The sequence below is a fragment of the Solibacillus merdavium genome, from assembly GCF_014836935.1.
GTDB lineage: Bacteria > Bacillota > Bacilli > Bacillales_A > Planococcaceae > Solibacillus > Solibacillus ferritrahens.
In genome coordinates, this window is sequence record NZ_JACSPW010000002.1 from 165,736 (window position 1) to 180,824 (window position 15,089).

A 15,089-nucleotide genomic window follows, 5' to 3' on the forward strand; every position below is an offset into this window, starting at 1 on the left:
TACTTTTTTGTAATTTGATTGGCTTACCAGTTATTTCTCCATTTTCTATGAACCTCCTGTGGCTCACATTACCGTTTAATCTATGTTGATACCATTGCGCCGTTGAGACCAAAAGTACCTAAAGGCTGCTGATCATTTTGGTAAAGAGCAGAGAATGTGTACGATTGGCAAGTGCAATCGTTAATGGATGTTGGCTAGCGAATGATTGCAACTGTATTTCTTTTAGTCTTACTCAGTTAAACAAAAGTAAAAAACCTTGAAAGGCGTAAAACCATTCAAGGTATGTTTTATTATTGTTCTTTAATCAGCTAGTAATTGGATCTTTTCTTTCCATACTAGTAACAGCTCTATAAGTTGCTCCGTTTCTATTGTATTTTTATAAGGTTCTTCAACCCGAAAATTATTTTCCACGATACTAATATCTTTTTTTATAAATATGCTTGTAGCATTTAATTCTATTTCAAAGTCTTCATATACACCTTCTAAAACATTCTTTATATATTTTATATACTCATCTATTTGTTCTTCCGATGCAATATTTTCAATAAAATCCGAGAAAAGGCTTATTTCTTCTGGTAAAACTATTCGTAAATCACCAAATGGATCTTCTTTAAATTCATATACATATCTCATATACCTTAGTTATCACCTTCTGTTATTTTTTATACAGTGGATATGCCGTAGCTATTGAACCATCTTTATTCAAATACATTTCTATTTTAATGCCCGTGGAAGTAACACCTTTATTTCCTCTAATGTCATCATACTTTTCCAGTATAGTTTAATTCAATATTCAATAGTTTCTCCAGTATCAAAATTTAAGGCTTCCTCATCAAAGTCTTTAAAATCCTTATAGAATGCTTGGTCATAGATCAAAAGGGAAATATCACCAACAAATATTAGGATTTTATCCGTAAAGGTTCTTTTATTATTCTTTTTCAATTAGTATAGTATTACAAACAACTTCTACATTTAAAGGCGGCATAAAAATATTACATTTTAATATATCTTCTCCATCAATCTGTATATCTGAAATCTCAACTTCCTGAATAAAATAAGGAATTTGAGTTTTTGTTAACTCTTTTAAGGGTTTCAATCTATCTTCAACACTTGTTATAAATGAGAATCTCGAACATCCAATAAAAAGTAAGGTTACATTAAAATCTGTATCTTCAAATACAATTCTAAGTTCATCTCCAAAAAAACTGGACTCCATTTGCAGTACTCTTGCATCCCAATAATGCAGTTCTTCAATTTCATTTAGTATTTTCTGTGCATTCAAGTTACTCCACCTCACTTTTTATATGGAATATGAGATTCCGGGCTTTTTCTACCACAACATTTAGGTTTACATCAAGCGGATTCACGAACAAATGTTCAGCTTCTATTACTTCTATACGAGTTTTACCGGTCCGTTAATTGATTTATAAGTATCCACTGAATTAACTTCATTGTTTTTTACCAATTATCAATTCCTTCTTGGAATATGTCTAATACATAATCATCAAATGTATTATATCTAGGGTGTAAATCTATCCCCCCCCTTTCCCAACTAAATACTCTATCATCATATATATCTGCACAATACATACATCTAGCAAATTCTCCCGAATCCTCTAAAACAATTAAGTTCATACCCAACCCTAATTTTCTCCATCTCTCGGTTGCATCAACTACAGATGCCCCTAAATTACCCTGAACGCCTTCAAGCTCAACTCCACATATTCCTCCCGAACCATATTTTTTTATAAAATTGTGATAACTTCCAGGAAATTTAACTCTAAGTTTTTCTTCAGCATTATTAATATATTCTTCTGATACTTCTCCAAAAAAATCATCTTCTTCACCATAATTATCAATCATCTTAATAATTCTTTCATCCATAAATTAAACTCACTCCTATTATGAACTAGCACGCATTTTTCAATAGTTACTTCTAAAGTTATTATACATTTTTTCAAGTTCTGGATTATTTCTAAAACTTCACCCATTTTCAACAAAACCTTGTAACGTCGAATCGTATTTATCGTGAGTTAACTCCGCAATTTCAACCATTCCACCAGGTTCTTTTTTTTGGTACACTCAGAAGTAGTCATAGGTGTTACAAGCCAGGAATACCTCTACTATCTGAATAAAGAATGTTTTATTCGTCACTGGGTAGCCCTACAAAAAAGAAACCTTGAAAAGCATTAGCCAATCAAGGGTCGAGCTCAGGAATATACCCTCAAATTTTGACTCTTAAATTTCGCGATGTAATAAATGTATATCAGAATCTACCTGTATCCTATCATCAATCTTTACCATGCTTGAATTTGACGGTGACTTTCCACTTTACTGGGCAGACCCACAAAAAAGAAACCTTGAAAGGCTAAGGCCAATTAAGGTTTACAAGTCTATTCTTCACATATTTGATTAATTTCTTTGGGAACAGATTCAAAAATTAAAACTTCTGGCTTTGGATAAGACCTCTTTATTAAATAGTCTTCAAGTGTCATCATACTTTTCCAATATAGTTTTAGCCAATATTCAATAGTTTCTCCAGTATCAAAATTTAAAGCTTCCTCATCAAAGTCTTTCAAATCCTCATAGAATGCTTGGTCATAGATTGAAAGGGAAATATCACCATCAAATACTAAGATTTTATCCGTAAATATAGGAAAGCCAAAAGATTTGGAAAAACGATTGGTTATATCAACACCTATTGCTTCTTTAAAGTTAAGCCAGGCAGGAGCATTAGAGGGTTTTAATAGTTCTGTTATCTCAAATTTTACTCTACCACCATTACTATATCTATTATTAGACTTAGTAGAATATTTAATGCCACCATTCATGACTTCTTCCAGCGAAACATGATGTTCATGATTTTCAGGTAAATATGCATGATACAACATATTACTCAAGTATTTCACCTACTTAATAGTTATTTTCTTGGAACATATGGGAAATATGAGCTTCTGGTTGGATCAACAAGATTTTCAAATACCCGATGACTCCCTGTCGGTGTATCAGGTGTACTGATATTTCCGTCAAATTCTTTATAATACTTAGTTATTTTGTTTGGATTTGGATTGTTAGGATTTGGCCAGTTTGAATAAGCTTTATCAGGATTACTCATTGTTTCTTGCCTTAACTTGGCTCAAACATATGTTTTTCAGAATGTGGGTTAACAAAGTCTTTAGAATTGCTACCACCACCTGGTTTGGTAGGAAATGGAGCATCACCCTTCATTACCAACAACCTCATCAATATCACTCTTCTTAACAACCTCACCCACGTTACTATCTACAATTTTATCAATCGCTTTCGGGATTTTCAAAACTTTTCCTATTGGGATGAAGGATGCTAACGCAATACCTTTATCAAGACCCGAAGCATTTTTATCAGCGAGCGTGTTCACATCGTCCAATATTAAGAAATCCAATAAACCTTTTCAGATTTTGGTAGCGCCACTTCCGACATCTCCTAGGAAATTAAGAAAACCATTCTCCTCTTCTTTCACATCATCTACTGTTGTGGCTGTAGCGGAAAGCTCTTTTGCGACTTTTTTATTTTGTTGCTTCATAAATGAAAAGAAATTTGTTGACACCACCGCACCGCTGAGCCCGAAAGTACCTAAAGGCTGCTGACCATTTTGATAAAGACCTGGGAGTGTGTATGGATTCGCTCCACCGATTCCTCCAGGATTAAATAGTGGATTCATATTAATCACTTGATCCAACGATTGCGTACGATAGGCCAGTGCAATCATTAACGGATTCTGACTAGCGAATGACTGCCATTGTTCTGCCGGGAAGTTAACATCGGTATGAATATTGAAAACATAAAAAAGCACTCGTCGCCTAATATAGACAATCAAGTGCTCATAGTTAACTCTAACCATATTTCCTGTACATTACTGCACTGGACCCATAAATTCAGTAATAATACGAATATGTTCCTTCAATTTGACTTTTTTTAGATTCTCTACTTTTTCTGCTCCACCTAAACCTAGCAAAGGTGTATAGCCAAAGCAGTCATCATACTCTGGTTCATTATATTTTTCTATTGCTTCTGGATAAGGAAGCCAATCTAAAGCCTTCTGTCTAAAAGCCTCTTCCTCTAAAAATCTTAGAAACAAGGAGTATTTTGAAGCTACAACTTTTGTTTTACCTTTTCGGTAGTTTATTGTTACAATATAGGATTCTTGATTTTCATCCTTTTCAAAAAGTATTAGATCACCCATGGATGTACTGAAAATAGGTACTGTCCCTTTACTTCTTAAATAAGACTCATTTACTAAAGAGCTAAATTCATCAGGGTTAATTATTTTTAAGTATCCATTCATAATTGTACCATACCCATATAATTTCCATACTTCAATTAAAGCTTCTGGGAGCATATTCTTATATTTATTAATTGTATATTCCTCAACTTCACTTACTTTTTTAAAATCTTTAAATAAGCTCAAATTACACCCTCCTCTGATATGGCAGCATAGCAATTAAATAGACAGGGCTAGCTCCAATAACTAAAGGTTTTAATCATACTTACTCCTCTAACCCTGAATAAGGATTACCAATGTTTCCATCTAATTCATTTATTGTTTCCTCTATTACTTCCTTAACATTAATACTTAGACTTGTACTATCTATTTCCTTTAATGTTTGAAAACTATTTGAGAGTCCAAGATATGCAATTATTGACGTTACATTATCCATTAACTCATAAGAATTTGGGTCTAATATTTCTTGAACTATCGAATCTACCTTATCTTTAATTTTTTCATCCAAATATTTATAGGTATGCCATTGTCTTTCTGCTAATTGATATATAGCTTCAGACAAATCAATCTTACTTATATCCCCATTATTTTCGTAATAATCAATAACCTGTTCAAAATACATTTTTAGTATTTCCTCAGATAAATAATCGGGTAACTCATCAAATTTAGAAAAATCCATTCTTAATTCTCCTACTCAATTGGAATATGTGTTAAATTATTCGGCTTTTTATAAAGGTTACCATCCTGTCCTAGAAGTTTTTTCCCTATTTTTATTTGGGCAGTCCACATATTCCCTGAATTACTATCAGGGTACAGTTGTTTTGCATTTAAATCTGGTGAATGCCATTTTACTTCTATCTTTTGCCCGTCTATTTCAAAATTATATTTATATCCTTCAGTTATAGTTTCACTCGGTTTAAATGTATTAGGTATGTCGTTTGGTATTATTGACTTCAAATCATCAACTGGAATTTTCCCATTTTTCACAAAATTACTTGTATCCACAAGAGCATTACCTTTACCAACTACCTCATCTACATCACTCTTCTTAACAACCTCGTCCACGTTACTATCTACAATCTTATCAATTGCTTTCGGGATTTTCAAAACTTTCCCTATTGGGATGAAGGATGCTAACGCAATACCTTTATCAAGACCCGAAGCATTTTGATCAGCCAGCGTGTTCACATCGTCCAATAGTAAGAAATCCAACAAACCTTTTCCGATTTTCTTAGCGCCATTTCCCTCACCTTCAAGGAAACCAATAAAACCATTTTCCTCTTCTTTCACATCATCCACGGTTGGGGCTGGGCAAGAAAGCTCTTTTGTGACTTCTTTTTCTTGTTTCTTCATAAATGATACAAAATTCGTTGATACCATCCCACGCTCAGACCGAAAGTAATTAAAGGCTGTTGTCTGTTTTGTAAGGTGTACGGATTCGCTCCTCCGATGCCTCCTGGATTAAATAGGGGATTCATATCCAGCGGTTGCGTACAGTAGGCCAGGGCATTGCGTCTTCTTCACTATTTTATTTTGGATAGGTTATTTTATATCTTTGGGCCTTGGTGTAGACTTTTCTATCTTTTTCTTGACCTTTTTAGGACCTTTTTTGACGACGAATTCAAATTTCAGATTATTTTTTAACCACAAACTTCTTTAAATAAAAAAAAGCCTTGAGAGGCATATTGCCAGTCAAGGTCTAAATCATAACTACTTTATCAAAGTACAAAACAATATTATGAATGAACTTTAGACAGAAAGTCTTGAAGGATTTTCCTTACTGGTGCACTGGCACCTGGTAATAGGTCATTTATACGTTGCAGAATTTCAGGGCTACCTAATATCATTCTTTTACTTTCTTGGCTTGTATAACTCCTTAATGTATCTATACAAGTCGCAAATAATTCTTCATCATCAGTATTCAGCAAGGACATTAAAATATTAAGTTCATGCTCATTACACTGATTATCCAAACAATATGCTATTTTTCTCTGCCATTCTATTGATTTACTAAGTACTTGATTGGATAATTCATCCCAATCACTTAAACTAAATTCTAAAAGTATCTCGCCTGCTATAGTACAACCGTCATCATACCAAGAATCTACCGTTGTATCTGCAGATAAAAGATTATCTAATTCCTTGTACATATTTGGTACCTCCACATAAATTTGAATTAAAAACCTAATGGACGATATTTATATGCTTTCTATATAAACATCGGAATTAGTTTTTTGTCCCTTCTCTAATGCTTTCATTAACATATCTATTAAGTCCTCACCCTCACTTGTTATAAAATAATTAGATAAGTTTGTTATATCCTTACTAATGTTATCACCCCAAGGCGGACTTTTAGATAAGTTATCAATGTCCCATATTACTTGTGATGGGCTAAAATCCTGTAATTTCTTTTTAATTTCTTCTAATTCATTTATAGCGCTATCAATATTCTTATTCTCAAGTTTCCCATTATAGAGTTCATTTAATAAGAAAGGATATTCAGTTCCCCATCCATTTTGTTCTAAATGATAACTTATTGTAGAGAAAAAAGAGTGTAAGAAATCACCATGCCCGATTTGATACCAGTAATATTTCACTTTAAATCCCACAGCCATTCTTCTCACCTCAATCAATTTGTTTTAAATCTTTTATCTACTTAGTTAGTATGATAACCATTATGAATTTTTGATTCAAATATTGTGTAAAAAAAATATAAAAACCTTGAAAGACAGTAAGCCCGTAATCAAATAACGCATATAAATAACCTGGCACCGCCGGTACGATAAAGTTATCATTCAAAGGAGGTGCCATTCTTACCTCCAGTCAATAGCTTTTTAGAAAATATTTTAGGTGTTGAATAGATTTTTGGGTAAGGGAGGGGGTACCCCCTCCCTTACCCAAAAATTGCGCACGCCATAAAGACCTCCCGATTTTTATTTTTTTCGAAAGGTCGTTGTGATATAGTTTAATTAGATGTATTACGATTTCTGAGCTGGTAATGCGGACTCATAATCGTAGAGGATATCGTGTTTCAGTAGCTGAAACGTCATTTTCAGAAACTTATTGATACACGCCACAATCGCGACCTTGTGAGGTTTCCTCTGAGGTTGCGTTTTTAATTTATCATAATAATCGATGAGATGGTTATCGGTCTTTTTCCGAAGCGTAATCATCGTACAAATCATAAAAAATAAAATCTTTCGTAATTTTTTATTACCTCGTTTGTTGATTCGATCACGATATTGTGTATTGCCTGACTGATAGCGCATGATATCAATACCGGCGTACGCATTGAGCTGTTTGGCATTTTCAAAGCGTCGAATATCGCCTAATTCACCAATTAATCGGCAGGCGGTCGTATCCCCAATACCTGGAATCGAACGGAATATGCGATATTCATTTCTTTCAGCTGACATACCGACCATTTGTTTAATAATAGCTTCCTTTTTTTCAACTAAATCCATAATACGAGCTGCGTAATCTCGAATTTGATCACATCGAATATCATTATCTTTCATGGCTGGATAACTATTTTGAGCAGCCTCCAATAATACTTCTGCTTTTGCCTCTGCACGTGCCAATGATAGCTTTTTACGTGTATTAGCCTTCAAACGATTTTTAATCACCGTTTTCGAATGTGCTAATAGAAGAGCTGGATGTGGAAACAATTGGACAATATTTAAGAATAGCGCTGAACTTGGTGTTATGAGTTTCTCTAATTCTGGAAAACTCAGATGTAAAAGGGCGTGCATTCGACTTTTTAGTGTAATAACCTCCTCATCAATTTCATCGTAATAACGCGTTAACGCACGCATTTGTTCATAATAATCATCCTGTACATAAGTTGACTCGCGTTCGCTTTTAAAATGTGTTTTGGCCAGCTCATGGGCATCACTGACATCCGTTTTATTACGGCGCATTGTAGCCATTTGTAAGTTCGCTTCAAGCGGATTCATCCGGCAATATGTATAGCCATAATCAATAAAAAACTTTTCAACGGGCTTAGAATAGACGCCTGTTGCTTCAAAGACGATTTCTGGCGCTACTCCATCTTGACGTGCGATTTCTTCCATCTGCTCATGTAACCGTTCAAAATCAGCACGTGTATGATTCAATTCACCTTCGAACTCGCATTGGCGATAGCCATCATAAATCACAAGGTTGCTTTTTCCTTTACTTATATCTAAAGCAATGACATGTTTCATTGTATTTTCTCCTTTTTAGCCAATCCTAGAAGTCTTCACATGACCTTATCGATTCCATTTTCTTATACACGATCTCTTTGGACCCAACATACTAAACTGATTCTAATAAGGGTGTGAAGTGGGCCTGTTTTTTATACGGACTCTGAAATGGTCCCTGGCACCTCTCGACCTTTCTTCACTTCTACTATAAAAAATAGTAGCACAAACCATGGCCTTGGTTTGTACTACTAATGTTAGTATGTTTCTTATGCCAACAAACAAATTAACCATTGTTCCCGTCAAACTCGACCCTCTTCCAATTGAAACTTCTTCGTTCCATTCTAGCCAATACACTGCTGAGCCAAGTTGTGTAATTAAAACCGCTGCGGCTGAAATTTCCTTCTTCAATGGCGTAGATGAGCGCATTATCCATACCATAATGAAGGAGCTGAACAGTCGATGAAACAGGATTTTACGAGCGTGCAAAATATCTACATCATATGCGGCAAGACAGATATGCGTAAAGGTATTGACGGTCTAGCAACGCTCATTCAAGATTCTTTCGAATTGGATCCGTATAGTGATTCTATCTTTCTGTTTTCTGGATGGAGCAAGGACCGCTATAAATGTTTGTACTTCGATGGAGATGGTTTCGCTATGCTTTATAAACGGTTAGATAATGGAAAGTTACAATGGCCAAAAAATGAAAATGAGGTGCGCAATCTTTCGCAACAAGAGCTTAGGTGGTTATTAGAAGGCTTATCCCTGCAACAGCCAAAGGCGATTGCAAAATCTGCAAAAGGTGTCTTTTAATAGCCCTATTTCAAGTGGTATAATCATTTATAACTTAAATTGAACGAAATGTGGTGAATGATTTGGGAAACGCTTCAAATGAAAAAGTGATTCAATTATTGGAAGAACAACTAGCCTATACAAAAGAACAAAATAAAAGTTTAACCAAACAAATTGAAGCATTAACTGAACAAATTCGCCATTTAACAAAAGCTTTATACGGTTCTAAATCAGAGAAATCCAAATATCAAGCACCAGACGGACAAGGCTCTTTATTTGAAGACGATCCGTCTTTTAGCGAACCTGAGCAGACAGAAGAACAAAGCACGGAAACGGTTAGTTATACTGTTACTCGTAAAAAGAAAAATAAAAAACGAAATGATTCGTTTCGTGAGGATATTGAAATTGAGGAAATTCATCATCATCCAACTAATTTAGCTTGTGATTGTTGTCTCGGAGAAATGGTAGAATTCAGTTCAACAATGGTACGTGAAGAAGCCAAATTTATACCAGCGACATTGAAACGTGTACAACATTTTGAACATGCTTATGAGTGCAAAGCGTGTAAAAAAGAAGCCCTACAAAAAGCACAAATTAAACGTGGTAAAGCACCACAAGGCGCTATCCAAAGAAGCATTGCAGGACCCACTGTTTTAGCAAAGCTTATCTATGATAAGTTTATTCAGTACTTGCCTCTTTACCGTCAGGTAAATGAATGGGAGCGACATGGTCTACATACAAACGATAAGAATTTATCCAATTGGGTAATACGTGTAGCAGAAGATTGGCTTCAACCGCTTTATGATTTGATGAAGCAACTATTGACGACGAAATCTGTGCTGCATGTGGATGAAACGTATGCACAAATACTCAAACGTTCAGATGGGAAATCCGCTCAATCGAACGCCTATAACTGGGTATGTCGTAGTGTACAAAGTGAAGGTCCTATTATCGTTTTATTTAAGAGCGCACTCTCACGAGGGCGAGCTATATTAGAAAATTTAATTTCGGGATTCAAAGGTATTGTGATTTGTGACGGCTATTCGGCTTATGGTCAATTACTTAATGTTCAATTCGCTAACTGTTGGGCACACGTACGACGTTATTGGCTGAAAGCCGATAGTAAAAACGGACGAAAAGGTGTTGAATACTGCGATCGTTTATTTCACATCGAGCGTAAAATCAAACAATCTTCACCGGAAGAACGTGTGCGAGTTCGTCAACAAGAAGCAAAGCCCATCGTAGCTGAATTTTTCGATTGGATTGACCGTTCTCCTTTCTTTGGTAAAAATGCGCTTGCGAAATCAGCGGACTATACATTGAGCCGAGCTGAGGAGTTAAAAGTCTTTCTTGATAACGGGCACATCGCAATTGATAATAATCCCGCTGAAAATGCAATTCGCCCAAATGTGATTGGGCGTAAAAACTGGCTTTTCTCTGTGAGCGAAGCAGGTGCCAATGCGAATGCCATCTGTTTAAGCTTGGCTGAAACGGCCAAAGCAAACGGAATCGATTTTTATCAGTATCTGGTGAAGCTAATGATGGAATTACCGAATTTACCGTTTCATCAACAACCTGAGATTTTACATAACTACATGCCTTGGTCAGAAAATATTCAAGCCACATGTGCAAAATAGCCAACTATCCGAAAAAAACTCCGGATAGTTGGCCATTCGTCGTGCGTACCGTAAAGGTGCGCTATTTTTTATATTTCGGGCTTACGTACTACCTTCATGAGCTATGAATTTCATAGAATCTTTTTAAATTGTTCAATACAAAAATTTCTCACAAAAAAATAAAAAGCACTTGTTGTCTATAGTAGACAATCAAGTGCTTGAGGTTAATTAAATAAGTGTGACTAACTTACTGGCATTCTATCAAGAGTTAGAATCTACCAAAAAGTATCTATTCTGTTAACATATTTAGAAATTCTTCAAAGCTATTACTTACAATATATGTTATAGGATTTAAATCTGAAGACTCTTCATGATTCCAAACGCATACAACAGGCTCTTCAACATTGTTACGATAGTCTAAACAAACAAAGTCACCTGCAAATAAAACAGCTATTGGTAGCAGTTCAGTACCTACTAAATTTTCATCAAAAACAATTCTTTCGTCTAGTTGAGTTCTAACTACTCCTATATCGTAATACTCATCATCTCTTTCCCCGGTTACTTTTAAAATACATAAAAACCTATCAATCGCATAAACATGGCTATTACACTTAAAACTATCCTTTATAGGAGTACCACCATTATATTTTTTTATAAATTCTTTATACGTTTCTGGTAAATTTATTCTCCACTTACCTTCCTTTTCAGAAAGTAAAGTATCGTCCGGCAAGGGATAAATTATTGATCCATCCTTAAATTCCATTTCTATACCTCCTCAATATTATTATCTTGGAGCGTCGGCCCACATACCTTTAGTCCTTCCACCATTATGAGGTGTAATATTATGAATACCAAAGGGGACTAGCTCCATTTTACCAGGAACCTCCGTATGATGCCACGTCATCCCTTTTCTTGTACCACCTATTTGTTCATCTAACCACTTAAACTGTTCTTTATCCGATAGCTTCCAAAATCTATCTGGTAGCTGAACAGTCTCTTCTACAACACCTGCACTTGCAAAATCGGCAAATCCATACCTCATACCATCTGCTTTTGTAATCTTTATTTCAGGAATATGTGCTTTTGCTATAGCCATTTCTTTTATCTTTCTTTTTTGAGCAGAAGACAAGCTATCCCCACCCGGAATGGTATCATCCCAAGACCAAGGTTTATTTAAATCAACATGTTCTTTATATACTTTTGCATAGTCTTCAATGATTTCATCAAATTTCTTGTTACCATTTATAAAATCATCGATATTTCTTAAATTAGTTTCACTAACTCCCTTACCTTTATCCGCGCCCTTACCAACAACCTCATCAACATTACTCTTCTTAACAACCTCACCCACGTTACTATCTACAATTTTATCAATCGCTTTCGGGATTTTCAAAACTTTTCCTATCGGGATGAAGGATGCTAACGCAATACCTTTATCAAGACCTGAAGCATTTTTATCAGCGAGCGTGTTCACATCGTCCAATATTAAGAAATCCAACAAACCTTTTCCGACTTTTGTAGCACCACTTCCGACATCTCCTAGGAAATTAAGAAAACCATTCCCATCTTCTTTCACATTATCTACTGTTGTGGCTGTAGTGGAAAGCTCTTTTACGATTTCTTTTTCTTGTTGCTTCATAAATGATACAAAATTCGTTGAAACCATTGCACCGCTGAGACCGAAAGTACCTAAAGGCTGCTGACCATTTTGATAAAGACCAGGGAGGGTATACGGATTCGCTCCTCCGATTCCTCCAGGATTAAATAGTGGATTCATATTAATCACTTGATCCAACGATTGCGTACGATAGGCCAGTGCAATCATTAACGGATTCTGGCTAGCGAATGACTGCCATTGTTCTGCCGGGAAGTTAACATCTGTTACCCCTTCTGTCATCATCGTTTCTATGTTGGTAATCCATGTTTTCATATGCATCAGGTCTGTTTGAATTGTCGTTAATGCATCTGTTTGGGATACGTCAAATTCAATGAGTTTTTCAACGGTTTCGTCCCGATGTCGTTTCGCGTCATGTACACCCAGATGGACTTCACTATCATCCAGTTTTGGCAAGCTCACGATATCTGACACTTGGTCCATTATATTATTGGCTTCGTCTGTTAGCTCTTCTGTCACTTGTTTGGCACGATTGAGGCCTTGCTCAATTTCGCCTTCCAATGCTGCTTGGCGAATAAAGCCTGATGAATCCGGTTCAAGCGATGAAAGGGCTGTTTTCATCTCTTGAAGAACAATAGTAAAGCTAATTTTAAAGGTATTGAAAAATGTGAGGAATGGCAAATGGCAACTCTCGTAATATGCACGTAATGCTTCTCCACCTTGACCTTTTAGCGATTCTTCTAATTGTGTGAGACCTTGAACAGCACTTTCAATTTGTTTCATTTCACTTTCCAGGCGGGTTAACTGATTAACAGTTCTTTCAAGTCCTTGCTGAAACTCATTTACATCCAATACCTTCAATTTATCACCATCTTTTTAATAGTTCCATCTAAATTGACCAACCATTAATTACCTTACTCCTACACTCATTTCCGCATATACTGTACCGGAATGGCTGCGTTTGTACTCCACAAAGATTGGGCTACTTTGACTAAAATTATTTTTTTGTAAGTGTTCCACTAGCTCCCAGTACTTCTCCTGAGACTGCGCATCAAATTCGTTCGTAATCCTTGTCATAAGCATACGATTTACTGAAAAATAGCTTCTAAAATTGACATCTTCAGCAGCTTTCATATCCGAAACATTGCTTTCCTCTATAGAACGGAATATTTCAGCTGTCATTACAGGAGCAGTAGGGTCACTAATAATAGAAAAGAACATCGTGTCTTGAATATGAAAACCATTGTTTGAGAGAATTTGATCAAAATTCGCAAAAGCCAGATCAATTTCTTCTGGCACGAAGTTATAATATTTAGAAGCTACATTCCGGTAAGAAATTTGGTGATTTTCTACAATCATTTCACTTCGCTCCATTCTTTTAACGGGACGTATAAATCAATTAAATATTCTCCGTAAACATTCAATAGTACGCAAATGAATGAATTCTCTACTGAGATATTCTCAGTTGCTGCATAACTTTTGATCTTCTGGATAGCTGTACTAAAATCTGCCTCTTCCTGTGCCTGTCGCATTAATAGCGCTTTTTTTATACTAAATTGGTGGATATATTCAAAATCTGTAATACCTTCTTCAAATTCCACGGCATCATTTATCGGTAAATAATATGTGAACAGGCCTTCATTATCTTTTTCTTCTTCATAGGAAAAAAATATAGGACCATTTTGATACACTTCATGATTTAATGGGAAATCTTCTAAAATCTTAATCCCTTCTAGCCAATTTTCTTTTTTATCTCTTACTTGAAATGTAATTAAATGATCGAAATGTAAGCTGCGAATATCCATTAAATCCAGCCTCCTAATTATGTTTAACTTTTCTATTATTTTTAGCTACTCTTTCCGTGTACAGATAGCCACTTATATCAAAATTAAAGCTTTTAAAACGAATTTTACAATAAAGAATAACGAGCTGTTCGGGCAAGACAAAAATCAATGTGTAAAAAAGACCAAATGGTAAAAAAACAAACATTACTGTATCAAAGAAATCAGAAGATCCCATTTTCATTACGTATTGGATAATAAAAACAAGACTAATACTGCCGATTATAGCAATAGGGATATAAGATTTCGTTTCAAATTTTCCGCGCATTTCATCACTCTTAGATCCTTTGCGATAATAACCTTTCTGAAGGAGTATATAAAATCGAATAAATGTTGCGAGAAATAATAATACACCGATTGTAAGTGTAATCCATGTTAAGTTTACTAGAGATCCAACTGTTGCATCATTACTTTCTCCTAGATAAAAAAGCGCAGATAGGTAGAAAAAAACGGTGAAATTTTGAGTGACTATAATAGATAAGAAGTACTGTACCTTCTCCGCTCTTTTAAAAACAGATGGTATCGCAAAAACAACGGATAATAAAATCAAAATTGCTGTCAACCACATATGGATTGTTTGAATACTTTCGAAATTTGGATAGATTGTGTACTTACCAGCAACATAATAAGTAAGATAAAATACCAATGCCTGTATGAACATACCTAATATAAACACAGTAGCTAATGAATTTGGGCTTTGTCTACCAGATTCCAGCGGTCCTCTTAATACAGCGAAATCTTCTTCTGATAGTTTTTTTAACATGAGGTGAAGCCTCCTAT

20 protein-coding genes are annotated in these 15,089 nt (G+C 35.2%); 2 read left to right on the top strand and 18 right to left on the bottom strand.

All coding sequences use genetic code 11. The features are described from left to right. Positions 1-300 precede the first annotated feature (300 nt). From H9632_RS03800 to H9632_RS03860, 13 genes are all read right to left on the bottom strand, one after another. Entirely contained in the window at positions 301-633 is a 333-nt protein-coding gene (locus H9632_RS03800; protein ID WP_191702783.1) for a tRNA-Val4, read from the bottom strand. Between the two features lie 295 nt (positions 634-928). Continuing rightward, complete coding sequence (locus tag H9632_RS03805) at positions 929-1,282, bottom strand: hypothetical protein (protein ID WP_191702784.1); 354 nt, start codon at positions 1,280-1,282, stop codon at positions 929-931. Between the two features lie 176 nt (positions 1,283-1,458). Beyond that, on the bottom strand, positions 1,459-1,884 hold the full coding sequence (locus tag H9632_RS03810; protein ID WP_191702785.1) for an SMI1/KNR4 family protein: 426 nt from the start codon (positions 1,882-1,884) through the stop codon (positions 1,459-1,461). Between the two features lie 509 nt (positions 1,885-2,393). Next, positions 2,394-2,900, bottom strand: coding sequence for a DNA polymerase III (locus H9632_RS03815; protein WP_191702786.1), 507 nt, complete (start codon positions 2,898-2,900; stop codon positions 2,394-2,396). Between the two features lie 20 nt (positions 2,901-2,920). Beyond that, complete coding sequence (locus tag H9632_RS03820; protein WP_191702787.1) at positions 2,921-3,115, bottom strand: hypothetical protein; 195 nt, start codon at positions 3,113-3,115, stop codon at positions 2,921-2,923. 102 nt (positions 3,116-3,217) lie between these two features. Beyond that, the gene (locus tag H9632_RS03825; RefSeq protein ID WP_191702928.1) at positions 3,218-3,406 is read right to left on the bottom strand and encodes a hypothetical protein; all 189 of its coding nucleotides are present in this window, start codon (positions 3,404-3,406) and stop codon (positions 3,218-3,220) included. A gap of 24 nt (positions 3,407-3,430) precedes the next feature. Further along, positions 3,431-3,832 carry a TolB-like 6-bladed beta-propeller domain-containing protein gene (locus H9632_RS03830; protein WP_191702788.1) on the bottom strand — a complete coding sequence of 134 codons (402 nt, stop codon included), beginning with the start codon at positions 3,830-3,832 and terminating at the stop codon, positions 3,431-3,433. Between the two features lie 60 nt (positions 3,833-3,892). Next, the gene (locus H9632_RS03835; RefSeq protein ID WP_191702789.1) at positions 3,893-4,447 is read right to left on the bottom strand and encodes a T6SS immunity protein Tdi1 domain-containing protein; all 555 of its coding nucleotides are present in this window, start codon (positions 4,445-4,447) and stop codon (positions 3,893-3,895) included. A 79-nt stretch (positions 4,448-4,526) separates the two neighbouring features. Continuing rightward, a complete protein-coding gene (locus tag H9632_RS03840; RefSeq protein WP_191702790.1) occupies positions 4,527-4,940 on the bottom strand; it encodes a hypothetical protein in 414 nt (137 codons plus the stop codon). An 11-nt stretch (positions 4,941-4,951) separates the two neighbouring features. After that, positions 4,952-5,641 carry a hypothetical protein gene (locus H9632_RS03845; RefSeq protein ID WP_191702929.1) on the bottom strand — a complete coding sequence of 230 codons (690 nt, stop codon included), beginning with the start codon at positions 5,639-5,641 and terminating at the stop codon, positions 4,952-4,954. A gap of 356 nt (positions 5,642-5,997) precedes the next feature. After that, positions 5,998-6,411 carry a hypothetical protein gene (locus tag H9632_RS03850; protein WP_191702791.1) on the bottom strand — a complete coding sequence of 138 codons (414 nt, stop codon included), beginning with the start codon at positions 6,409-6,411 and terminating at the stop codon, positions 5,998-6,000. A 48-nt stretch (positions 6,412-6,459) separates the two neighbouring features. Then, positions 6,460-6,876: an immunity 70 family protein gene (locus H9632_RS03855; RefSeq protein ID WP_191702792.1), complete on the bottom strand. Its 417-nt coding sequence runs from the start codon at positions 6,874-6,876 to the stop codon at positions 6,460-6,462. 363 nt (positions 6,877-7,239) lie between these two features. Beyond that, on the bottom strand, positions 7,240-8,466 hold the full coding sequence (locus H9632_RS03860; protein ID WP_191702793.1) for an IS110 family RNA-guided transposase: 1,227 nt from the start codon (positions 8,464-8,466) through the stop codon (positions 7,240-7,242). Positions 8,467-8,904: 438 nt separating this feature from the next. On the opposite strand from H9632_RS03860, the gene tnpB reads away from it, so the two are divergent. Together tnpB and tnpC are read left to right on the top strand one after the other, a co-directional pair. After that, complete coding sequence (tnpB, locus tag H9632_RS03865; RefSeq protein ID WP_191702794.1) at positions 8,905-9,258, top strand: IS66 family insertion sequence element accessory protein TnpB; 354 nt, start codon at positions 8,905-8,907, stop codon at positions 9,256-9,258. A gap of 53 nt (positions 9,259-9,311) precedes the next feature. After that, positions 9,312-10,874, top strand: a complete 1,563-nt coding sequence (gene tnpC / locus H9632_RS03870; RefSeq protein WP_318247666.1) for an IS66 family transposase — start codon at positions 9,312-9,314, stop codon at positions 10,872-10,874. Positions 10,875-11,142: 268 nt separating this feature from the next. On the opposite strand, the gene H9632_RS03875 is transcribed toward tnpC, so the two are convergent. Genes H9632_RS03875 through H9632_RS03895 form a run of 5 tightly spaced genes read right to left on the bottom strand, consistent with a single transcriptional unit; the run spans position 11,143 to position 15,072 of the window. After that, entirely contained in the window at positions 11,143-11,616 is a 474-nt protein-coding gene (locus H9632_RS03875) for an SMI1/KNR4 family protein (RefSeq protein ID WP_008405100.1), read from the bottom strand. Positions 11,617-11,637: 21 nt separating this feature from the next. Then, positions 11,638-13,329: a T7SS effector LXG polymorphic toxin gene (locus H9632_RS03880; RefSeq protein WP_191702795.1), complete on the bottom strand. Its 1,692-nt coding sequence runs from the start codon at positions 13,327-13,329 to the stop codon at positions 11,638-11,640. 48 nt (positions 13,330-13,377) lie between these two features. Beyond that, positions 13,378-13,827 carry a DUF5085 family protein gene (locus tag H9632_RS03885; protein ID WP_191702796.1) on the bottom strand — a complete coding sequence of 150 codons (450 nt, stop codon included), beginning with the start codon at positions 13,825-13,827 and terminating at the stop codon, positions 13,378-13,380. After that, positions 13,824-14,273: a biotin carboxylase gene (locus H9632_RS03890; protein WP_191702797.1), complete on the bottom strand. Its 450-nt coding sequence runs from the start codon at positions 14,271-14,273 to the stop codon at positions 13,824-13,826. The genes H9632_RS03885 and H9632_RS03890 overlap by 4 nt, the downstream gene beginning before the upstream one ends. Before the next feature lie 13 nt (positions 14,274-14,286). Further along, positions 14,287-15,072 carry an ABC transporter ATPase gene (locus tag H9632_RS03895; RefSeq protein ID WP_191702798.1) on the bottom strand — a complete coding sequence of 262 codons (786 nt, stop codon included), beginning with the start codon at positions 15,070-15,072 and terminating at the stop codon, positions 14,287-14,289. Positions 15,073-15,089 lie beyond the last annotated feature (17 nt).